The sequence below is a fragment of the Stenotrophomonas sp. STEN033 genome (genome assembly GCF_056856655.1).
The window spans coordinates 1-21,696 of record NZ_JBXFWM010000076.1; the positions used below are offsets into that span (position 1 = coordinate 1).

19 protein-coding genes are annotated in these 21,696 nt (G+C 64.9%); 12 read left to right on the forward strand and 7 right to left on the reverse strand.

Annotated features, from left to right (window positions below):
- Positions 1-337: 337 nt before the first annotated feature.
- The 4 genes from AC1VXC_RS18540 (at position 338) to AC1VXC_RS18555 (ending at position 4,932) form a co-directional block, all read left to right on the forward strand.
- A complete protein-coding gene (locus AC1VXC_RS18540) occupies positions 338-961 on the forward strand; it encodes an RluA family pseudouridine synthase (RefSeq protein ID WP_313173814.1) in 624 nt (207 codons plus the stop codon).
- Positions 962-1,252: 291 nt separating this feature from the next.
- On the forward strand, positions 1,253-3,133 hold the full coding sequence (gene prpE, locus AC1VXC_RS18545; protein WP_313173756.1) for a propionate--CoA ligase: 1,881 nt from the start codon (positions 1,253-1,255) through the stop codon (positions 3,131-3,133).
- A 144-nt stretch (positions 3,134-3,277) separates the two neighbouring features.
- Complete coding sequence (locus tag AC1VXC_RS18550; RefSeq protein WP_313173757.1) at positions 3,278-3,757, forward strand: hypothetical protein; 480 nt, start codon at positions 3,278-3,280, stop codon at positions 3,755-3,757.
- A 113-nt stretch (positions 3,758-3,870) separates the two neighbouring features.
- A complete protein-coding gene (locus AC1VXC_RS18555) occupies positions 3,871-4,932 on the forward strand; it encodes a suppressor of fused domain protein (RefSeq protein ID WP_481539352.1) in 1,062 nt (353 codons plus the stop codon).
- 36 nt (positions 4,933-4,968) lie between these two features.
- Here the strand turns inward: AC1VXC_RS18555 and AC1VXC_RS18560 are convergent, their stop codons facing one another.
- A complete protein-coding gene (locus tag AC1VXC_RS18560) occupies positions 4,969-6,441 on the reverse strand; it encodes a sensor histidine kinase (RefSeq protein ID WP_481539351.1) in 1,473 nt (490 codons plus the stop codon).
- Positions 6,438-7,157, reverse strand: a complete 720-nt coding sequence (locus AC1VXC_RS18565) for a response regulator transcription factor (RefSeq protein ID WP_313494622.1) — start codon at positions 7,155-7,157, stop codon at positions 6,438-6,440. The genes AC1VXC_RS18560 and AC1VXC_RS18565 overlap by 4 nt, the downstream gene beginning before the upstream one ends.
- 142 nt (positions 7,158-7,299) lie before the next feature.
- Between AC1VXC_RS18565 and msrB the strand changes: the two genes are divergently transcribed.
- Genes msrB through msrA form a run of 3 tightly spaced genes read left to right on the forward strand, consistent with a single transcriptional unit; the run spans position 7,300 to position 10,351 of the window.
- Positions 7,300-7,803: a peptide-methionine (R)-S-oxide reductase MsrB gene (gene msrB / locus AC1VXC_RS18570; RefSeq protein WP_313494623.1), complete on the forward strand. Its 504-nt coding sequence runs from the start codon at positions 7,300-7,302 to the stop codon at positions 7,801-7,803.
- A gap of 33 nt (positions 7,804-7,836) precedes the next feature.
- Complete coding sequence (locus tag AC1VXC_RS18575; RefSeq protein WP_481539350.1) at positions 7,837-9,591, forward strand: cytochrome c biogenesis protein DipZ; 1,755 nt, start codon at positions 7,837-7,839, stop codon at positions 9,589-9,591.
- A 16-nt stretch (positions 9,592-9,607) separates the two neighbouring features.
- Positions 9,608-10,351, forward strand: a complete 744-nt coding sequence (gene msrA, locus AC1VXC_RS18580) for a peptide-methionine (S)-S-oxide reductase MsrA (protein ID WP_313173763.1) — start codon at positions 9,608-9,610, stop codon at positions 10,349-10,351.
- A gap of 82 nt (positions 10,352-10,433) precedes the next feature.
- Here the strand turns inward: msrA and AC1VXC_RS18585 are convergent, their stop codons facing one another.
- The 3 genes from AC1VXC_RS18585 to AC1VXC_RS18595 all read right to left on the reverse strand — a co-directional run bounded on the left by AC1VXC_RS18585 (position 10,434) and on the right by AC1VXC_RS18595 (position 14,163).
- Positions 10,434-11,051: a glutathione S-transferase N-terminal domain-containing protein gene (locus AC1VXC_RS18585; RefSeq protein WP_313173764.1), complete on the reverse strand. Its 618-nt coding sequence runs from the start codon at positions 11,049-11,051 to the stop codon at positions 10,434-10,436.
- A 103-nt stretch (positions 11,052-11,154) separates the two neighbouring features.
- Positions 11,155-11,613 carry a cell wall hydrolase gene (locus AC1VXC_RS18590; RefSeq protein ID WP_057629626.1) on the reverse strand — a complete coding sequence of 153 codons (459 nt, stop codon included), beginning with the start codon at positions 11,611-11,613 and terminating at the stop codon, positions 11,155-11,157.
- Positions 11,614-12,132: 519 nt separating this feature from the next.
- Positions 12,133-14,163: a 2,4-dienoyl-CoA reductase FMN-binding domain-containing protein gene (locus tag AC1VXC_RS18595; RefSeq protein WP_481539349.1), complete on the reverse strand. Its 2,031-nt coding sequence runs from the start codon at positions 14,161-14,163 to the stop codon at positions 12,133-12,135.
- A 204-nt stretch (positions 14,164-14,367) separates the two neighbouring features.
- On the opposite strand from AC1VXC_RS18595, the gene AC1VXC_RS18600 reads away from it, so the two are divergent.
- Positions 14,368-16,377 (forward strand): LTA synthase family protein, encoded by a 2,010-nt coding sequence (locus tag AC1VXC_RS18600; protein ID WP_313173766.1) that lies wholly within the window; start codon positions 14,368-14,370, stop codon positions 16,375-16,377.
- 16 nt (positions 16,378-16,393) lie between these two features.
- Here the strand turns inward: AC1VXC_RS18600 and yczE are convergent, their stop codons facing one another.
- Complete coding sequence (gene yczE / locus AC1VXC_RS18605; RefSeq protein WP_313173767.1) at positions 16,394-17,011, reverse strand: membrane protein YczE; 618 nt, start codon at positions 17,009-17,011, stop codon at positions 16,394-16,396.
- 100 nt (positions 17,012-17,111) lie between these two features.
- On the reverse strand, positions 17,112-18,137 hold the full coding sequence (locus AC1VXC_RS18610) for a zinc-binding alcohol dehydrogenase family protein (RefSeq protein ID WP_313173768.1): 1,026 nt from the start codon (positions 18,135-18,137) through the stop codon (positions 17,112-17,114).
- 382 nt (positions 18,138-18,519) lie between these two features.
- On the opposite strand from AC1VXC_RS18610, the gene AC1VXC_RS18615 reads away from it, so the two are divergent.
- From AC1VXC_RS18615 to AC1VXC_RS18630, 4 genes are all read left to right on the forward strand, one after another.
- Positions 18,520-19,623: an OmpA family protein gene (locus AC1VXC_RS18615; protein WP_313173769.1), complete on the forward strand. Its 1,104-nt coding sequence runs from the start codon at positions 18,520-18,522 to the stop codon at positions 19,621-19,623.
- Positions 19,624-19,819: 196 nt separating this feature from the next.
- Positions 19,820-20,317 (forward strand): hypothetical protein, encoded by a 498-nt coding sequence (locus AC1VXC_RS18620; RefSeq protein ID WP_481528905.1) that lies wholly within the window; start codon positions 19,820-19,822, stop codon positions 20,315-20,317.
- A gap of 26 nt (positions 20,318-20,343) precedes the next feature.
- The gene (locus tag AC1VXC_RS18625) at positions 20,344-21,204 is read left to right on the forward strand and encodes a pseudouridine synthase (protein WP_481539348.1); all 861 of its coding nucleotides are present in this window, start codon (positions 20,344-20,346) and stop codon (positions 21,202-21,204) included.
- A gap of 80 nt (positions 21,205-21,284) precedes the next feature.
- Positions 21,285-21,581, forward strand: coding sequence for a hypothetical protein (locus AC1VXC_RS18630; RefSeq protein WP_313494628.1), 297 nt, complete (start codon positions 21,285-21,287; stop codon positions 21,579-21,581).
- Positions 21,582-21,696: the final 115 nt, after the last annotated feature.

Here is a 21,696-nt window from a genome sequence, read left to right on the forward strand (position 1 = left end):
ACTACGCTCCCTCCCTTTCGCGCAGCGAAGGGGAGGGCTGGGGAGGGGTAAGCTTTTTGCCGGATTGACGGTCTATCGGTAAGGCCTCTGCCGAGCATGGCTCGGCACTACGCTCCCTCCCTTTCGCGCAGCGAAGGGGAGGGCTGGGGAGGGTAAGCTTTTTGCCGGATTGACGGTCTATCGGTAAGGCCTCTGCCGAGCATGGCTCGGCACTACGCTCCCTCCCTTTCGCGCAGCGAAGGGGAGGGCTGGGGAGGGGTAAGCTTTTTGCCGGATTGACGGTCTATCGGTAAGGCCTCTGCCGAGCATGGCTCGGCACTACATTTTTCTCTTGGATATGACTGACAAGATCGCGTTGCACTACATCGACGAGGCGCTGCTGGTGGCGGAGAAGCCGGCCGGGGTGCTGTCCGTGCCCGGGCGCTTGCCGGAGAACCAGGATTGCGTCGTATCGCGTTTGCAGCGTGACTATCCCGATGCGTTGACCGTGCATCGACTGGATCAGGTGACCTCGGGGCTGATGTTGTATGCGCGGGGCAAGGCGATGCAGATTGCCTTGTCCAAGCAGTTTGAGCAGCGCCAGGTCAGCAAGCGCTATGAAGCGCTGGTGCAGGGATTGGTCGAGGGTGAATCCGGCGAGATTGATCTGCCGCTGATCTGTGATTGGCCGAACCGGCCAAAGCAGATGGTGAGCTTTGAACTGGGCAAACCGTCGCTGACGCGTTGGCGGGTGCTGGCGCGCGATGTCGCTGCGCAGACCACGCGGGTCGAGCTGGAGCCGGTGACCGGGCGCAGCCATCAGCTGCGCTTGCATCTGGCAAGCATTGGTCATCCGATCGCGGGTGACGTGATGTATGACGCGCAGCCCGCGTCGCGGGTTTGCCTGCATGCGCGACGGCTGGGGTTTGTGCATCCGCTGAGTGGTGTGCCTTTGGAGTTTGTTTCTGAGTGTCCTTTCTAAGGCGGAGGCTGTTCTTGCTGGAAGCTTCCCCTCGCCCCAACCCCTCTCCCGTAGACGGGAGAGGGGCTAGTAATGCGTAGGCTGCCAGTGCACTAGCCCCTCTCCCGCTAGCGGGAGAGGGGTTGGGGTGAGGGCAAGCTTTTAGCTTTTAGCTTTTGGCTCGTCGCCCAAGGCCCATAGTCCCGAAATTTCCGCCCCCGAGCCTTTGGTCTTAAGACCATCGTCGCAAGGAGTCCTCCCCATCCTCCGGACTATGCTCGGCACACAGTCAGGGAGTTGCCGGAGGGTGTCGTGCAGTACGAGCAGATCTACCGCCGTTCCATTGAAGAACCAGAAGCGTTCTGGGCTGAAGAAGCCAAGGCGATCCACTGGCATCGTCCGCCGCAGCGGATCCTGGACTACTCCAATCCACCATTCCGGCGCTGGTTCGTCGGTGGCGAAACCAACCTCTGCTACAACGCGGTAGATCGGCATCTGGCCGAGCGCGCCGAGCAGTTGGCGCTGGTGGCCATCTCCACCGAAACCAACGTCACCCGCGAACTGACTTACCGCGATCTGTATCGCGAAGTGAATGCCTTCGCCGCGGTGCTGCTCAAGCTCGATGTCGGCCGCGGTGATCGCGTCGTCATCTACATGCCGAACATGGCCGAGGCGGTGTTCGCGATGCTGGCCTGCGCGCGCATCGGTGCGGTGCACTCCGTCGTGTTCGGCGGCTTTGCCGCGCACAACCTGGCGCTGCGCATCGATGACGCAAAGCCCAAACTGCTGATCGCGGCCGATGCTGGCATGCGCGGTGGCAAGGTCATTCCGTACAAGGCGATGGTCGATGCTGCCTGCGCTGAAGCCACTACGCCGCCACCCAAGGTATTGATCGTCTCGCGCGGTCTGGATGCAGCCGAGCCGCGCATCGCCGGCCGCGACGAAGACTACGCACAGCTGCGTGCGCAGGTCGGTGATGTCGAGGTGCCGGTGCGATGGCTGGAGTCCAATGAGCCTAGCTACCTGCTGTATACCTCCGGCACCACCGGCAAACCCAAGGGCGTGCAGCGCGATGTGGGTGGCTATGCGGTGGCGATGGCGCAGTCGATGCGCACCGTGTTCGACTGCGCGCCGGGGCAGGTGATGTTCTCCACCTCCGATGTCGGCTGGGCGGTGGGCCATTCCTATAACGTCTATGGTCCGTTGATCGGTGGCTGCACCTCGCTGCTGTACGAAGGGCTGCCGATCAATCCCGATGCCGGTATCTGGTGGGCGTTGTGCGAGCAATACGGCGTGCGCACGATGTTTTCCTCGCCCACCGCGATCCGGGTGCTGAAGAAGCATGACGTGGACTTCATCGATCGGCACGACCTGTCCGAGCTGAAGTACCTGTTCCTGGCCGGCGAGCCGTTGGACGAGCCGACTGCGAAGTGGATCACCGGGGCGTTGCACAAACCGGTCATCGACAACTACTGGCAGACCGAAACCGGCTGGCCGGCACTGACCTTGTTGCCGGGGTTGGAGATGAAGCCGGTGAAGTTCGGCTCGCCAGGATTTCCGAATCTTGGTTACAGGATGAAGGTGATCGACGAGCAGACCGGCGTCGAGGTGCCGGCCGGGCAGAAGGGCGTGCTGGTGATCCAGCCACCATTGCCGCCGGGCTGCATGAGCACGGTCTGGAACGATGACGAACGCTTCCTGAAAAGCTATTTCAGCCACTTCAAGGAGCTGCTGTACAGCTCGCTGGACTGGGCCATCCGCGATGACGACGGCTATACCTTCATCCTCGGCCGCACCGATGACGTGATCAATGTGGCCGGGCACCGCCTGGGAACGCGCGAGATCGAGGAGGCCATCTCCGCCCATCCGCGGGTTGCCGAGGCGGCGGTGATTGGTGTGCACGATGAGCTGAAAGGGCAGGTGCCGCTGGTTTTCGTGACCTTGAAGCACGCCCAGCCGAACGATGTTGCCGAGCATCTGGCGGCGGAGATGGTGCAGCAGGTCACAGGCTCGCTGGGCGCCGTGGCACGCCCGGCGCAGGTACATATCGTCAGCGCGCTTCCCAAGACCCGTTCGGGTAAGCTGCTGAGGCGTTCACTGCAGGCATTGGCGGAGCAGCGCGACCCGGGCGACCTGTCGACACTCGACGACCCGGGCGCCCTGGAGGAAATCCGCCGCGCGCTGGGGAAATAGCGCGCAACCAGGCCACCGGGCCGGGGTGTGGCGGTGCTCGCAAAGGGGGCGGTACGCAGGCAGAGATTGCTGCGGGTTCGGGAGCGGGGGCTCCCGAACGATGCGCGCGTACCGTATTGCGATGCACAAAAGAGGGAGGGGGGAATGGCATTCATCTATGCCAAGACGGCCGCTGGCCGCCTGGAGATCGAGAACCGTGGACTGAGGCTGGCACCGGCCTTGCGTTCGGTGCTGCTGCTGGTGGACGGCCAGCGCGATGAACGTGAATTGCTGCAGATGGCGCAGGGCCTGCGCGCGCCGGACGATGTGTTGCTGCAACTGGCTGCCCAGCAGCTGATCGAAGCGATTGCCGGCAGCGCTGACAAGGCACCGACGTTGCCGATGACCACGCAGTTGGGCGATGACCCGCTGCGCTACCAGCAGCTGCGTGACTGGATGGCCGAATCGGTGCGCAAACACCTGGGCCTGAAGGGCTATCTGATCCAGTTGAAGATAGACCGCAGCAAGACGGCAGTCAGTCTGGAACAGCTGTGGCCGGAACTGGCCACCGCGCTGGGCAAGGCCAAGAGCCCGGCATTTGCCAGCCGCTGGTTGGAAGAAACGCGCGCACTGGTTGTGGGTTGAAGACGGCGGCGTCGCTGCACGCCGCCGTATCACCGTGACGGCCTGGGGCAGCAAGCGGCTGTGGCCGTGCATGGCACTATCATGGAGTCCAGTTCACCATGGGAGTGCCATGCATGGCGCAGGAAAGCAGCGGCGATATCAGCACTGCGGGTTGGGACGCGATCAACGCCGCAATGGCGGTGCTGTACCCGGAGCAGGAGCCGCGACATTTCGGCACGCTGCTGTCGCATACGCTGGGCGGCAACGATCCGTTGGACGGCATCAGCGTCTATTGGAGCGAGTCGCCGCGTCCACATTGGCACTACGTCAGCTACGGATTTTCCGAGCTGTACGACAAGCAGAGCGATGACCCACAGGAGAGCGGCTTCGGTTTCGAGCTGACGTTCCGGCTTGCTGCACAGGCAGGCGACGGCAAAAGCGGCGAGCCGCCGGCGTGGCCGATGAACCTGATGCAGAACCTTGCGCGCTACGTCTTCAACAGCGGCAACGTGTTCGAGGCGGGGCACCATCTCGACGCCAATGGCCCGATCGCGCTGGATACTGATACCCGGCTGCGGCACCTGGCCTTTGTCGCCGACCCGCAGTTGCCGGCCATCAATACCGCCAATGGCCGCCTCAATTTCCTGCAGCTGGTAGGGGTGACCGACGACGAGATGGCAGCGATCAGACGCTGGTCCACGCTCGGCGTACTGGCCGTGCTGGAGCCGGCGATGCCGCTGTGGATCACCGAGCTGGAGCGCGATTCATTGCTGCGCGATCCCGCCATTGCCGCGCAGCTGGACGTAGGCAGCCAGCGCGAAGGCTCCAGTACCGGCATGTTGTTTGTGGAAACACTGGACTGGTCGGTTGAAGGTGCAGTCACCACCCTGGTGCTGGGTGCAGGGCAGGTGCCCAGCGTGCTGGAACTGCTGCCGCTGCGGCTGCATCACGACAAGGCCCTGGTGCTGCTTGGCAAGGACCGCCAGTGGCGGTTCGAACCTGGACTGAGCGACGACATGCAGAGCGACGATGACAGTGCGCGCTGTGTGCTCTCCGATGCCAGCCTGCAGGCGATGCTGGATAGCGTGCGCGCCGAGCGCGGGCTCTATCCGCTAGCCACGGGCCAGCTGCAGATCGAGGTACGGCCGACGTTGCTGCGAGACGGGCAAGGGAATCCGATCCGCGAGATCGGATAATCCCGCGACCTTTGCGGCAGGCATTGTGCTGCCGCGTCAGCGCGGGCGTGCCGTGGGCAAGCCAAACGCGAATACCGCGCCATCGTCGCTGTCGAGCAGACGGATCTGACGATGGTGCAGCTGCAGGATGCGGTGCACGATCAACAAGCCCAGGCCACCACTGTCCGGTCGCTGGCTGCCCAGCGCCGGTAGCGTGCTGAACAATTGATCGCGGCGTGCTGCGGGAATGCCTGGGCCGGTATCGGACACGCTGACCTGCACATCGCCATCGAGCGCGCGCAACGCCACCGTGATGCGGCCGCCAGCCGGTGTATGCCGGATCGCGTTGTCCAGCAGGTTGGTCAGCACCCGCTCGATCAGGCCGAGGTCGGCTTCCACCGGTGGCAGGCCAACGGGAATCACCGCATCGAGTTGCTGCTGGCGTGACTGCGCGGCCAGTTCGAATTTCTGGAAGACGTCCTGGACCAGATCCGGCAGCGAGAACGCCTGCAGCTCCAGCACCACACCGCCGTGTTCCAGTCGTGCAAGTTCGAACAAGGCCTGTGCAAGCCGACCAACCTTGTGGCTCTGCGACAGGGCGATGGCCAGGTAGCGTTGGCGCTCATCGGCGCTGAGGCTGGCGTCCTTGAGCGCGAGGGTTTCCAGATAGCCATGCAATGACGACAGCGGCGTGCGCAGGTCATGCGACAGGTTGGCGACCAGTTCGCGACGCTGCAGGTCCTGCTGCCGCAGCTGCTGCCATTGCTCGCTGACACGCTGGCTGAGATGGGCAAAGCTGTGCTGCAGGATGCTCAGCTCGTCGCGCTCCCCGGCACGCAGTGGCGTTGGCGGCGAGGGCAGGCGCGGGTCGGCGCTGTCCACGTCGAAGGATTGGATGCGACGGGTAAGCTGGCGTAGTGGCCGGGTCACCCAGCGAAACGCGATCACCCCGGCCAGCAGCCCGATCACCGCGACGATCGCCAGCGACCATAGCGTGGTGCGCAGATTGCTATTGGCAGCGATGTCAGCAGCCAGTGCTTCACGTTGCTCGCCGACCAGCACCACATAGATGTAGCCGACCTGGCGGCCCTGTACCCACAGCGGGGCGGCGTTGAATACCTTGCGGCCGCTGCTGCTGCGCGGGTCGTCGCCGAAGATCGGCAGTTTTCCGCCGTTGAGCAGTGCCTGCACCGGTGCCAGGTCGACGCGGTCCCGCTTGAGGTGGCCTTCCGGCGCGTCATGGCCGAGGATGCGGCCTTCGTCATCCAGCAGATAGACCTCGACGCTGGGATTGACCGACATCAGCTTGCCGAACAGCGCGCGTACTTCGCCGTCGCGGATGCCGCGTGCATCCATCAGCTCGCCGCTGCGGGCGATGTGCTCGGCCAGACCGCGTGACAGGCGCTGCACGGTTTCCTGCTCGTGCATGCGGTTGCTGCGCATCTGTATCCAGGCCAGCGCGCCGCAGCAGATCAACAGCAACGCGCAGAACACCAGCGTCAGGCGCTGCGAAAGCGTCAGCCGGTTCATGTCGTGCTCCCGTCGTCGCTCGCCAGTTTGTAGCCACGTCCCCACACCGTGAGAATGCGCTTGGGCGCCGCCGGGTCGTGTTCGATCTTGTTGCGTAGCCGATTGATGTGGGTGTTGACGGTGTGTTCGTAGCCATCATGCTGGTGGCCCCAGACCTGGTTGAGCAGCTCCATCCGCGAGTACACCTGGTCGGGATGACGGGCGAAGAAATACAGCAGGTCGAATTCGCGCGGGGTGAGTTCCAGCGGGCGTCCTTCAACCAACGCGGTGCGTGCGACCGGGTCGATGCGCAGGCCGGCAACTTCGATCGCGCCAGCATCGATGCGTGCGTTCTGCGCCATCGCTTCGACCCGCCGCAACAAGGCCTTTACCCGCGCTACCAGCTCCAGCATCGAGAACGGTTTGGCCAGGTAGTCGTCGGCACCCAGTTCCAGACCGAGGATGCGGTGCAGTTCGCTGGCGCGCGCGCTGGTGATGATGATCGGCGTGTAGCGCGTCATTGCACGGGCGCGACGGCAGATTTCCAGGCCGTCCACGCCAGGCAGCATAAGGTCCAGCACCAGCGCATCCCATTGCCCGCTTTCCAGCAGGCGCACGCCTTCATCACCGCTGGCCGCATGGGTGACCTCATAGCCTTCGTCACGCAGGTGCATGCGCAGCAGGTTGGCGATGTGGACATCGTCTTCGACGATCAGGATGCGTTTGCTGCTGCTCATCGACGCCTGCGGTCGTTGGGGATGACTGGCATTGTGCTTGGACCGGCGCGCGGATGTGTCACGAAGAATTTAACTCTGCGTGAGGATTCCTTGACCTGCCCGGGCGCAGCATGGCCACATCGTCCCTGGCTGGAGAACGTCCATGTCGCTCACCCGTCGCAAGCTGCTCGGTATCGGTGGCATGGCCGCCGCTGCTGGCGTGCTGGGCCTGACTGCCTGCAACGGTCCGGCACCGGCAGCACCCGCGCGCGGTGCCGTGTTCGAGGTGATGCGCAGCGACGCCCAATGGCGCCAGCAGCTTACCCCCGCGCAATACGCGGTGCTGCGCCAGCAGGGCACCGAGCGGGCCTTCAGCAGCCCGCTCAACAACGAGCACCGGCGTGGCACCTTCAACTGTGCGGGCTGCGCGCTGCCGCTGTTCTCCTCGGCCACCAAGTTCGACAGCGGTACCGGCTGGCCCAGTTTCTGGGCACCGCTGCATGGCGCGGTAGGCGAGGACCGCGATACCTCCTATGGCATGACCCGGGTGGCGGTGCATTGCCGGCGCTGTGGTGGCCATCTGGGCCATGTCTTCGAAGACGGCCCGCGTCCGACCGGCCTGCGCTACTGCATGAACGGCGTGGCCCTGCAATTCGTCGCGGCCTGAGCGCCGCTTCCCTCATTCAAGAAGGACGTTTCCATGCTCCTGTTGGTACTGGCCTATCTCGGCGGTGTACTCACCCTGCTCAGCCCCTGCATCCTGCCGGTGCTGCCGTTTGTGTTCGCGCGTGCGGACCGTCCGTTCCTGCGTAGTGGGTTGCCACTGCTGGTCGGCATGGCGTTGATGTTCGCGGTGGTCGCCAGCCTGGCGGCGGTAGGCAGTCAGTGGGTGGTGCAGGCCAACCAGATCGGGCGCTGGATCGCGCTGGTGGTGATGGCACTGTTCGCCGTCGCGCTGCTGTGGCCGGCGTTGGCAGACCGGCTGCTGGCGCCGCTGCAGCGTCTGGGCGCGCGTCTGGGCGCAGCCGCCGATGCCGGGCAGGGCGGCGTGCTGAGCTCGCTGCTGATCGGTGTTGCCACCGGCCTGCTGTGGGCACCCTGCGCTGGGCCGATCCTTGGCCTGATCCTGACTGGCGCGGCGCTGCAGGGGGCAAATGTCGGTACGACCGGCCTGCTGCTGGCCTATGCGCTGGGCGCAGCGACTTCGCTGGCGCTGGCGGTGTGGATAGGCGGGCGCGTATTCACCGCCTTGAAGCAGCGGCTGGGGGTGGGCGAATGGATTCGTCGTGGTTTGGGCATTGCCGCGCTGCTGGCGGTGCTGGCAATCGCGATGGGCTGGGACACCGGCCTGCTGACGCGGCTGTCCACGGTCAGCACGGCCAGGCTGGAGCAGCAGTTGCTGGATGCGCTGCCTGCGCAACGACCCGCTGCAGGCCCGGCGATGATGATGATGGCGGGCGACGCCAAGGGCGATGCCAGCCTGCCGGTGGAAGGCGAGCTGCCGTCGCTGGCGGGTGCCACCGGCTGGTTGAACAGCCCGCCGCTGGATGCGCAGCAGTTGCGCGGCAAGGTGGTGCTCGTCGATTTCTGGACCTATTCCTGCATCAACTGCCTGCGTGCCATGCCCTATGTGCGCGACTGGGCCGAGCGCTACAAGGATCATGGGCTGGTGGTGATCGGCGTGCATGCGCCGGAGTTCGCCTTTGAACGCGATCTGCGCAATGTGCAGCGCGCGGTGACGGACCTGAAGGTCACTTACCCGGTCGCCATCGACAATGATTTCGCGATCTGGCGGGGCTTCAACAACCAGTACTGGCCGGCGCATTATTTCATCGATGCGCAGGGACGCATCCGCGCCCATCATTTCGGCGAGGGCAACTACGCGCAGTCCGAACAGATCATCCGTCAGCTGCTGCGCGAAGCCGGCAACAGCTTGCCGGGTGACACGGCACCGGCGATGCGCATGGCCGCTAATGGCGTCGAGCGGCAGGCGGACATGAGCAGTTTGAAGTCGCCGGAAACCTACATCGGCCATGGCCGCGCCGAGCACTTCGCCTCGCCGGGCGGCATGCACGCCGGGCAGGTCGCCGCGTACACCGTGCCGATGCAGTTGCAGCTCAATCAATGGGCGCTGGGCGGGCAGTGGCGCATCGGCGAGGAAGATGCACAGCTGGAACAGGCGGGCGGGCGTATTGCGTTCCGCTTCCATGCGCGTGACCTGCATCTGGTGCTGGCGCCGCAGGACCCGGCGCGGCCGGTGCGCTTCCGCGTGCGTATTGATGGTCAGGCGCCGGACGCGGCGGCTGGCAGCGACGTATCCGCGCAGGGCGAGGGCATGGTGGACCAGAACCGCCTGTACCAATTGATCCGCCAGAACGGCGACGTGCGCGAACGCACATTCGAGATCGAGTTCCTCGATCCGGGCGTGCGCGCCTATGCCTTCACTTTCGGTTGAAGCGAGGAGACACGTGATGAGAATCGCCACGGACAAGCTGGTCGCCGGCGGCATCGCGGCGATGGTTGCCGGATTGCTGCTGGCTGCGGTGTTCAGCATGGATCGTTCGGTGCAGGCCGCGCCGGTAGCGCCGGTGTCGATCAGGCTGCCTGCACCGACTGGCGCAGCTGACCTGCAGCAAGCCGGCGTCAAACAGGCAAAGGTGGTGTTTGCCGGCGGCTGCTTCTGGGGTGTGCAGGGCGTGTTCCAGCACATCACCGGCGTGGACAACGCGGTGTCCGGTTACATCGGTGGCAGCGCTGCCGATGCCACGTATACGCGGGTGAGCAGTGGCGGCAGCGGCCATGCCGAAGCCGTGCAGGTCAGCTACGACCCCTCGCAGGTCAGCTACGGACAGCTGCTGCAGGTGTTCTTCTCGGTGGTGCACGACCCGACCCAGCTCAACCGGCAGGGGCCGGACCATGGCAGCCAGTACCGTTCGGCCATCTATGCCGATGATGCCGCGCAGCGTGATGCGGCGCGCGCTTACATCGCGCAACTGCAGCGCAGCAAGGTGTTCGTCGCACCACTGGTCACCCAGGTCGACGGTGGCAAGGTGTTTCATGCGGCCGAGGACTATCACCAGAACTACCTGACCCTGCATCCGGAGTCGGCCTACATCCGCATCAATGATCTGCCCAAGGTCGCCGCGTTGAAGCAGCAGTATCCGGCGCTGTACCGCGAACGGCCGCGGCTGGTGATGCGCTTGTCGGCGCGATAGCAGCGGGGGGAAAGCCACCAACGCAACGGGCCGCCGGTCATGCAACCGGCGGCCCGTGTATGTTCAGTGCTTATGCCTTGGATCAGCTCAGGCCTTCAGCCTTGAGCGCGGCCTGCACGGCCGGATCGGCCTGCATGCGCTGCTCGAAGCGGTCCAGTGCGTCCATGCCGGCAAGGTCGATCTTCAGCCCACGTGCCCAGCGCAGGGTCACATAGGTGTAGGCATCGGCAATCGACGCGCGCGGCGTGCCGCCCAGCCATTCGACCTCGGCCAGACGGTCATTGATGCGCTGGTACAGGGCCGTCAGTTTCTGCCGCGAGTTTTCCTGGGTACGGGCGATGACCGCCTCGTCTTCCAGGTACTTGGTCGAGCCGAAGATCGGGTAGTAGGTCGGGTGCAGGTCGGCGTTGACGAAGGACAGCCAGCGGTTGACCTCGGCGCGTGTACGCGGGTCGCTGCCACCTTCCAGACCAGCGTCCGGGGCCTTGTCGCAGATGTAATGCAGGATGGCCGCGTTCTGGGTCAGGATCCAGCCGCCGTCTTCCAGCATCGGCACGGCGCCGGCCGGGTTCATCTTCAGGTACTCGGGCGACTTCATCGTGGCGTAGTCCACGATCTGCAGCTCGAACGGCAGGCCGGACCAGATCAGTGCGATATGGTCGGCCAGCGAGCAGGCGCCGGGCTTGGTATAGAGCTTCATCAGGGCTACCTCGGGAGGGGAAAGACCCGGGCATTATGGCCACAAGCGCGTAACGCAGTGTGTCCATGCCTGGCACAGACAGTGCGCCAGACGTTCAGTCGGCTCAGGAAGCGCGCGGCTTCAACGACTGCACCTTATAGAAGGTATGTCCGCCGATGGTGGCGACCTGGTAGGCATTGCGCCAGCTTGGGCTGGCAATCGCATGCGCGGCGAAGTGGCTGGCACCGGGCACGATCTCCTTGCGCTGGCCATTGGGCAGGGCCCAGTTGCGCTCGGCGGCAAAGGCCACGTCCACGGCCTCGGCCCAGGCATCGTTGTTGCGCAGCTGGGTGCCGGGGGCGACCAGGGTCGGGGCGAACTGCTTGCGTGCAGTCACCACCTGGCACATCGAGTCACCCCACAGACCGCTGTCCAGCCGCCGCAGGGCGACTTCGGCCACGGCCTGCTGGCCGCGGAGGGTCTGGTCGCGGGCTTCCAGATAGACGGTGGTGCTCAAGCACAACGAATCGGCTGCTGGCTGCGGCAACATCTGCGACAGCCAAAGAATCCAAGCCAGTTTCATAAATCTCCTTGCTCCGTATGGGCCGCAGCCTGCCTGCCCCCGATGGGGAGCTGGACAGCGACGACTTGGCGTTATGGGGAGGCGGCCGTGGCATCGGGGCCGCCCCGTGGGCAGCCCTCAATCAGATTGGGGAGGGCTGCGCCTGCTCACCGGAACTGGTGGGTGAGCGGAAGTTGGCGCAAGGTAGGGGGGCAATCCAAAACTCATCCTGAACGGTCTTTGTTGACATTCAGGTTTGTTGGAGGGGCTGTTTTCGCCGAGGGTACACGTATTCAGGTTTATGCGGGCACAGCGGCGGGGTGAATCGGGGTCACGTCGATCCGCTGCTCAACGCCGAAATAAGTGAGAGTTCTACCCCATTTCTAGGCGACTGCTGCATCGAACGCGTCGCCGGGGAAGCGCTGTGCTTCCGTGATTGGGGGCGTTGATATCGATGAGGGCGTTGAGCGAATCGTCCCGGGTGCGCGTGCGCTTACCCGGGCTACGACGGTGCTGTCCAAAATCGGACGGGGGGTTGTCTCAAAGTGCTGCGGCGAGGCGACTGCCCTGGTCGATTGCCCGCTTGGCGTCGAGTTCTGCAGCGACATCCGCGCCACCGATGACATGGACGCTGCGGCCGGTGGCCTGCAGGGCGTCGGCCAGCTCGCGGCGCGGTTCCTGACCGGCGCAGATCACCACGGTGCCGACGTCCAGCAGCTGCTCCTGGCCATCCACGCGGATGCGCAGGCCGCGATCGTCCACGCCCAGGTACTCGACGCCGCCGAGCATTTTCACGCCCTTGGCCTTGAGTGTGGCGCGGTGGATCCAGCCGGTGGTCTTGCCCAGCTTGGCGCCGGGCTTGCCGGGGCTGCGCTGCAGCAGCCAGGCCTTCCGGGCCGGGGCCTCGGGCTGTGGCCTGGCCAGTGCGCCGCGGCTCTCGAAGCTGGCGTCCACACCCCATTCGGCCATCCAGCGGGCCGGGTCCAGGGCCGGTGACGGGCCTTCATGCACAAGGAACTCACCGACATCGAAGCCGATGCCGCCGGCACCGATGATGGCCACCTTGTCGGCGGCCTTGATCCGGCCCAGCAGCAGATCCAGATAGCTGACGACCATTGGGTGGTCGGCACCCGGGAAATCGACCTTGCGCGGACTGATGCCGGTGGCGATCACCACTTCGTCGAAACCGTTGAGTGCGTCGGCATCGGCGCGGGTGTTCAAGCGGACATCGACTCCGGTCTCGGCCAGCTGATGGCGGAAGTAGCGCAGGGTTTCATGGAACTCCTCCTTGCCGGGGATGCGTTTGGCCACATTGAACTGGCCGCCGATCTCGTCGGCCGCATCAAACAGGGTCACCTTGTGGCCGCGGCTGGCGGCGACGGTGGCGCAGGCCAGCCCGGCCGGGCCGGCGCCGACCACGGCAACGCGCTTGGGCGCGCTGGTCGGCAGGTAGACCAGCTCGGTTTCATGCGCGGCGCGCGGGTTGACCAGGCAGCTGGCGCGCTTCTGCTGGAATACATGGTCCAGGCAGGCCTGGTTGCAGGCGATGCAGGTGTTGATCGCCTCGGGCTTGCCGGCCTTGGCCTTGGCCGGCCATTGCGGGTCAGCCAATAGTGGCCGCGCCAGTGACACCATGTCGGCACCACCGCCGGCCAGGATGCCCTCGGCCACGTCCGGCATGTTGATGCGGTTGGTGGCGATCAGCGGGATGCCAACGTGCGGCTTCAGCTTGGCGGTGACACCGGCGAAAGCGGCGCGCGGCACCGAGGTGGCAATGGTGGGGATGCGCGCCTCATGCCAGCCGATGCCGGAGTTGATCAAGGTGGCGCCGGCTGCTTCGATGGCCTTGGCCTGCTGCACGATCTCCTGCCAGTTGCTGCCATCCTCGACCAGGTCCACCAGCGACAGCCGGTAGATGATGATGAAGTCCGGCCCGCAGGCCTCACGGATGCGGCGCACGATCTCCACCGCAAAGCGCATGCGCCTGGCTGCGTCACCGCCCCAGGCATCGCTGCGGGCGTTGGTACGCGGGGCGATGAACTCATTGATCAGATAGCCTTCCGAGCCCATCACCTCGACGCCGTCGTAGCCGGCATCACGGGCGTAGCGGGCGGCGCGGGCGTAATCACTTATATGGCGCTCGACGCCACCGGCCGACAGTGCGCGCGGGGTGAACGGGTTGATTGGCGCCTTGCGTTTGGACGGTGCCACCTGCAGCGGGTGGTAGCCGTAGCGGCCGGCATGCAGCAACTGCAGGCAGATCTTCGCGCCATGGCCGTGCACCGCTGCGGTCACCTGGCGGTGGCGGCTGACTTCCCAAGGCCAGGACAGCTTGCTGCCGAACGGGGTCAGCCAGCCGACCACGTTGGGGGCGAAGCCGCCGGTCACCAGCAATGCCGCGCCGCCGGCCGCGCGCTCGCCAAAGTACGCCGCCAGCTTGGGGAAGTCGCGCGCGTGGTCTTCCAGCCCGGTATGCATCGAGCCCATCAGGATGCGGTTGCGCAGCAGGGTGAAACCCAGGTCCAGCGGGGCAAACAGGTGCGGATAGGCGGTGTCGTTGGCTGGCGTCATGGTGGATACGCTTGCGTATGGAATAGCCCATTCTGACTGGCAATGCGGCTGGCCTCAATCCTTCGCCCCCCACAACCGCCACTGGACACATCCCAAAAGGGTTACAGCGTCTTTACAATGCGCCGCCCCGCCGCGCAACGGACTGACTGCCGTGGAAACTCCATGCCTGTAATACCTTCCAACGTTGTCCCTTCAGAACGTGTTGTGCGGCTGTTTCCCCAGCTCTGGATGCTGGTGGTGGGGATGGTCGTGCTGGGCGGCCTGGCCCGCCTGTTCATGTGGTGGGACTACGCAGGCAGTGAGCGTGGCCTGGCCCTGCTGTGGCCGGCCATGACCCGTGGAATGCGCTATGACATGGTGGCAGGCGCGGTCGGTGCCGCGCTGGTCGGGCTGCTGACGGTTCCGGTCTGGCTGGCCGGGCGACGGGAAGCGGCGGTACGCCTGGCCCAGCACCTGTTGTTGGCGGTGCTGCTGCTGTTCGTGCTGCTCTCGCTATGTGAGCACTTCTATTACGCGTTCTATAAGACGCGCTTCGATCCCATCGTATTCGGCATGTTCGAGGACGACACCGGGGCGATCCTGGGCACGGTCTGGGACGACTACCCGGTGATCCGCGGAGTAGTGGGCCTGCTGACGGTTGCTGGCCTGCTGTACTGGGCCATTCCACGCAGCGGCACCTGGCTGGCACGGCGCTGGCCGCGTGGTTCTGGCCGGTGGACGCGCGCCCTGCTGCTGGTGCTGCAATGTGTATTGCTGGTCCTGCTGGCACGTGGCAGTGTCGGCAACTTCCCCTTGATACGAAGGGATGTGACGGTATCGGCTGACCCCTTCGTCAACGCGCTTGTGCTGAACGCACCGCTGACGCTTTACCGTGCGGCCCGTACGCGCGCCAAGGAGACGGACATCGGCAACGATCCGCTGGTAGGCGTGAAGCGGCTTGGATTTGCCGACCTTGGGGAGGCGGCCAAGGTGGCGGGACTGGCGTCGGCGGATCCGCAGGCACTGCAGGCGGCATTGTTCCCGGTTGCGCCCGGGCAACCGCGCGGACTGGCGCAGTCACCGCATGTGGTGCTGGGTCTGCTCGAATCGTTCGGCCAGGACCTGCTGTATACCGACAGCAAGGACAACGACATGCTCGGCCGCCTGCGTGCCGAGTTGCCCACCGGCCAGCGCTTCGACAATTTCATTGCGGGCCAGAACGGCACCCATCCGGAACTGGAGAACCTGATACTGGGCACGCCGATCACCCCGCTGGCGCTGGGCAGCAATGCCCGGCTGGCGTTCGATACCTCGGCGGCATTGCCGTTCAAGCGCGCGGGTTACCGCACCGTGTTCATCTACGGCGGCGGCAGTGATTGGCGTGAGCTCGGCACCGCGCTTCCCAACCAGGGCTTTGACCGGGTGTACGACGCGCGCGACATCAAGGCGCGTTTTGCGCAGGCGAGCGGTACCGAATGGGGCCTGTATGACGCTTGGCTGTTCCGCTTTGCGCAGACCTTGTTGAGCGAGGCCGATGCCCGTGGCGAGCGCTTGTTCATGGTGCTGCTGACGACCAGCAACCATCCCCCGCACGTCCTGGATACCCCCCGTCGGGAATACCCGCTGGATCCGGCCGCATTGGGGCCACGCGCGCTGGCCGATACGGGCGAGCTGCGGAAAATGTTGGCTACCTATCAGTACCAGGCCGATGAACTCGGCGCTTTCTTGCAGCAGCTGCGCGAGCAAGCCCTGGGCGAACGCACCATCGTGGCGATGGCGGGCGACCACAATCTGCGTTCGCATTACCGTTATGACCTGCCGGCCGAGCAGGTGGACGTGGATCGGGTGTTCGCCTGGCTACGCGTGCCGCCGGCCTTTGCGCCGGCCGGCAGCGTGCCGGATACCCAGGCCTTGGCCGGCCATGCCGATCTGCTGCCCACCCTGGTGGAACTGGCGTTGCCGGGCCAGCGCTACTTCGCGACCGGACGCAATCTCTGGCAGGCCGCACCCAACGGTGGGGAGGCGCTGGCGCAGTTCGACCGCCTGTATACCCGCAGCGGTCTGTTGTTCCCCTTGGACAAGCCGCGCCTGCACCGCTGGCGTGATTCCCGCCACCTGCAGGTTCAGGGCGAAGCGCCGGATCCGGTCAGTGCTGCGCAGGTGCGGCAGGCGGCGGCCTGGGTTGCCTTGCGTGACTGGCATATCCGCCAGCAGGTATTGCGCAATCGGCGCTGACGGCGCGCCCCGTTGATCACGCGGTCGGGGCAGCGGCCGTTGCGCGCGGCTGGCGATCAAACAAGGGCAGGGTGACGCCGCACAGGGGCCCGATCAGCAAGGCGAAGGCCAGCGTGCCCCAGCCGACATTGCCGCCCAGCCACCAGCCCACCGCCAGCGCGCAGGCTTCGATCAGGGTGCGCACCTTCCAGATCGGCCAACCGGTGCGGGCGTGCAGTCCGGTCATCAGGCCATCGCGCGGGCCCGGCCCGAAACGCGCACCGATATAGAGCCCGGTGGCCACGGCCAGCAGTACAAGCCCGGCGGCGAACAGCAACAACTGCCACCACAGGCCCTGTGCCGCGGGCAGCAGGTCCAGGCCGAGCTGTGCGCTGGGGCCGATCAGCAGTACGTTCAATACCGTGCCCAGTCCGGGCTTCTGCCGCAATGGCAGCCACATCAGCAGGACGCAGACACCGACCAGATTGGTGATCACGCCGAAGCCCCAGCCACTGCGCAGGGCGATGCCCTGGCTCAGCACGTCCCACGGGGCAATGCCGATGCCGGCACGGATCATCAACGAGGAGGCGATACCAAACAGGAACAAGCCCAGCAGCAGCTGCAGCAGGCGTGACACAAGGCGCAAGGAGGACATGACGGGCCGCAAGGTGCTGGCTGCCGCTGACGGGCAGCCTCGATGGAGGGACGCCTGCGCCAGACGCAGTGCCGCGCTGGCGCAGGGGAAGCCGGGGGTTCTAGTCCCAGCCTTCCAGTGCCAGCTTGCCGATGGTGCTGCCGGCTTCCAGCTGACGGTGGGCTTGGCGCAGATGCTCGGCGTTGATCGTGCCAAGGCGTTCGCTCAACGTGGTCCGCAATTCGCCGGCGTCGATCAGGCTGGCAGCGCGGGTCAGGATGCGGTGCTGCTCGATCATGTCGGCAGTGCGGAAGCGGGCGCGGGCAAACATGAATTCCCAATGGATGCCGATGCACTTGGCTTTATAGGGATCGCCGATGCGCAACGCACCGGCAGGCTCGACGATCAAGCCGACATGGCCTTGTGGTGCCAACAGTTCCCCCAGCTGCTGCCAGTACAGATCGGTGTTGGCCAGGTTGAGTGCCGCATCCACGCTGTTGATACCCAGCGCCTGCAGCTGCGCGGCCAACGGCTGGCGGTGGTCGATGACATGCGCCGCGCCCATCTGCTCGCACCAGGACACGCTTTGCGGGCGCGAGGCGGTGGCCACCACGGTGAAGCCGGCGTGGCGGCCGAGCTGGATCGCCATCGAACCGACGCCACCTGCGCCGCCGATGATCAACAAGGTCTTGCCGACATTGCGGCGGCCGTCCAACTGGTAGGGCATGCGCTGGAACAGCAGTTCCCACGCCGTAAGCGTGGTCAGTGGCAGTGCCGCCGCCTCGGCGAAATCCAAGGTTGTGGGCTTGCGCCCGACCAGACGTTCGTCGACCAGCTGCAACTGGGCGTTGCAGCCCGGGCGGGTGACGTCGCCCGCGTAATAGACCTCATCGCCGACTTCAAATGCGCTTACTTCCGGGCCGACCGCGACAACGGTGCCGGCGGCGTCAAAGCCCAATATCCGTGGCGGATTCTCTTCGCCGGTTTTGGGCGCGCGGAGTTTCGTGTCTACCGGATTAACAGAAACTGCTTGAACCTGAATGAGAAGATCCTGGCCTTGCGGGGCCGCCGGGACCGGTAGGGTCAGATCCAGCAGAGCATCCGGATCATCGATGGCAAGGTAGCGGGTCAGGCCGATTGCTTTCATGCGGAAAAGTTCCGTTGCGGGGGAGCAAAATCATCATACCGAGCAAACGGTTCAGCTGGCGGTAACTGGAGGCGTAAGCCCCGTTTATTAAGGGTTTGTCATCTGAAACGAGCTGCGGCGCAGCATTTTCCCCGGAAGCCTTGCGACAGCTGGCTCTTGCGTCCGTTGATCAAGCTGTATACGTTGCGCCAAGCCGGACACGTAGGGGTCTGGTGGTCGCTGCATTTGTTACGAGCCTGTTAACATCGTCTTCACGGCCAAGCGCATAATGTGCACCGCGATGGCGTGAGGAAACGGCCGTCTCTGAACGCGACGAAGATTATCGCTGTGCTGGACCATGCCTCTACCGGTTTCATACCCCCGAAACAAGGAGCTGTATTTCATGAACAAGAAGATCCTTACTGCCGCGCTGCTCGGTGGTCTGGCTTTCGCCCAGGCCGCTTCGGCTCAGGAATTTGACGACCGCTGGTACCTGACCGGTTCGGCCGGTTTCAACTTCCAGGACGGCGACCGTGGCACCAACGACGCTCCGTTCGCCACGCTGGGTCTGGGCAAGTTCATCAGCCCGAACTGGTCGCTGGACGGTGAACTGAACTATCAGAACCCGAACTTCGACAACAACCAGGACCAGAACTGGTCGCAGTACGGCGTTTCGCTGGACCTGCGTCGCCACTTCATCCAGGAAGGCCGCGGCTGGAACCCGTACCTGCTGGCAGGTCTGGGCTACCAGAAGTCGGAAGAAGAATACCTGTCCGGCGCTGAGCTGAAGGATCGCAAGGACGGCAACCTGGCTGCCAAGGTCGGCGTTGGTCTGCAGACCACCTTCGAAAAGCGCGTCGCTGTGCGTGCTGAACTGGCTTACCGCGCTGACTTCGACGACCAGAGCATTGCTCCGCGCGCCGCTGGCGGCAAGCAGGAAGATTGGTTCGGCGACGTGCTGGCTTCGGTCGGCGTCGTGATCCCGCTGGGTCCGGCTCCGGTCGCTGCTGTTGCTCCGGCACCGACCCCGGTTGCTCCGAGCTGCGCAGACCTGGATGACGACGGCGACGGCGTCAACAACTGCGACGACAAGTGCCCGACCTCGCAGCCTGGCCAGACCATTGGTCCGGACGGTTGCCCGGTGCCGGTCTCGATCGACCTGAAGGGCGTGAACTTCGACTTCGACAAGGCCACCCTGCGTCCGGACGCCGTGTCGATCCTGAGCGAAGCCACCGAGATCCTGAAGCGTTACCCGGATCTGCGCGTTGAAGTTGCCGGTCACACCGACTCGAAGGGTACCGACGCTTACAACCAGAAGCTGTCCGAGCGTCGCGCCAAGGCTGTGTACGACTACCTGACCACCAATGGTGTGTCGGCATCGCGCCTGCAGGGCCCGATCGGCTACGGCGAGAGCCGTCCGATTGCTCCGAACACCAACGCTGATGGTTCGGACAACCCGGAAGGTCGCGCAAAGAACCGTCGTACCGAGCTGAACGTCCAGAACTAATCGGACGCTTCGGTTTCAGTACTACAGTTTGAGAACAAGGCCCGGCATCTGCCGGGCCTTGTTTTTTTGCCCGTGCGAATTCAGCGGGCAATTTGTGTGACGTTGGCAGGCAATCGCGGTTTGCGCGCATTTAACGGTTGAAAGCGCTGCGGGCGCTGCCTACACTCGCCGCGTTAACTTGCCGAATGGAAATCCAATGCTGCGTATCGCTCTGGCTGGTCTTGTCGCCCTGGCATCTGTGCCTGCCGCCCATGCAGCCGTGGATTGTTCGGCCAGTGCGGTGACGCCGGCGCCGCTGGCCACCTCGCTGATCGCACCGGTCGCTTCGGAGCTGTACGTGCGTCCGGGCCAGTTGGGCATGCCGTCTGGCGTATTGAGCGGAGCCGGCGGTGAGGAGCAGTCGCTCGACCGCGTGCTGATGCGCCTGCGTGTCGAGAGCTGCAACAACGTCGCCAACGCCATCCCGGCGCGTCCGGCGATCAATGCCAACGATCCAACCGCCTACAAGCCGCAGACCGAGTTCGACAATACGCCGTGGCGTTTTGACATGAGCCAGAACGGCAAGCGCATGACTGCCGAAGAATTCGACGCATGGATGAAGGCGCGCGGCGTGCGCGTGGTCAAGGCGCGGCCGGCAGCCACCGATGCGGCGGCTGCACCGGCTGCCGCGCAGCCTGCTGCCGAGGTCAAGTAAGGCGGCAACGGCTGCCTACAGACCTGATGGCGTCATCCAAGCCTCCGCGTCACCCGCCCGCCCGCCGCGCAACGCCCGGCGGGCGTTTGCTTTCGCGCGCATCCAACAACGCAACGTCTTCTCGCAACGCTGCCGCAGGCGGGGTTCGGCATGGCCTGGCACGGGTGCTGTCAAAGGCCGGCGTGTGCTCGCGCACCGAGGCGACTCGGCGGGTGCTTGATGGTCGCGTCAGCGTCGATGGCAAGGTGGTGCGCGACCCGGAGTTCCCGGTGGTGGCGGGTCGTCAGCAGGTAATGCTGGATGGGCATTCATTGAGCGCGCCGCGCCGCCTTTACCTGGCCTTGAACAAGCCGCGTGGCCTGGTGACCACGGTGCAGGACGAGCAGGGCCGCGATACCGTCTACCAGTGCTTTGAAGGCGCCGGATTGCCGTGGATGGCACCAGTGGGGCGCCTGGACAAGGCCAGCGAAGGCCTGCTGTTCTTCAGCAATGACCCGGAATGGGCGGCACGTCTCACCGAGCCCAGCACCGGCCCATTGAAAACCTACCGGGTGCAGGTGGATGCTGTGCCCGACGCAGCGCTGCTTGTGCGCATGCAGGTGGGTATCGAGGACGACGGCGAACGCTTGGCGGCGCATTCGGTACAGCTGCTGCGGCATGGCGAACGTACCGCGTGGCTGGAGGTGGTGCTGGATGAAGGGCGCAACCGCCATATCCGGCGCCTGCTCAAGGCCCTCGGGTTGGAGGTGCTGCGCTTGATGCGCGTCGCGATTGGGCCGGTACAGCTGGGCGAGCTGGGCAAGGGCCAATGGCGTGAACTGAGCGCGGCGGAACTGAATGCGCTGGGCGCTGCCAGTAAGACTGGGCATGCAAACAGAAATGACTAATTTCAATTAATTCAGGCAAATAGCTGCACTTGCTTAGATGGTGGATTAGACTGCGACTCTAATTCCTTGAGGTTATTGCCATGCAAGCTCTTTCCCGTGTCTCTGGCATCGTTCTGGTAGCGGCTTCGGTTGCGGTGCTGGCCGGTTGCGCTTCTTCGGGCAAGAAGGCCGCCAAGCATGACGACAAGCCGATTGAAGTGCGGGTGGAAACGCCGGTGGCCGAGAAGGATGCACTGGGCAATTACCGTTTCATGATGCAGCAGGGCGAGCAGAAGATGAGCGCCGATCAGTTCGATGCCTGGATGAAAGCCAATGGCATCCGCGTCGCCAAGGGTGCTGCTGTGCCGGCGCCTGCCGCGCCTGCCAAGAAGAATTGAACTGTAGTGGCGGGCCCGGGGCCGCCGGGGGGTGGGCGGCGGAGGGGCCATGACCGGCGAGATCGGGGCAAACCGGACGACCCAAAAGCGCTCCGCGGTGGGCCACACATCGGAC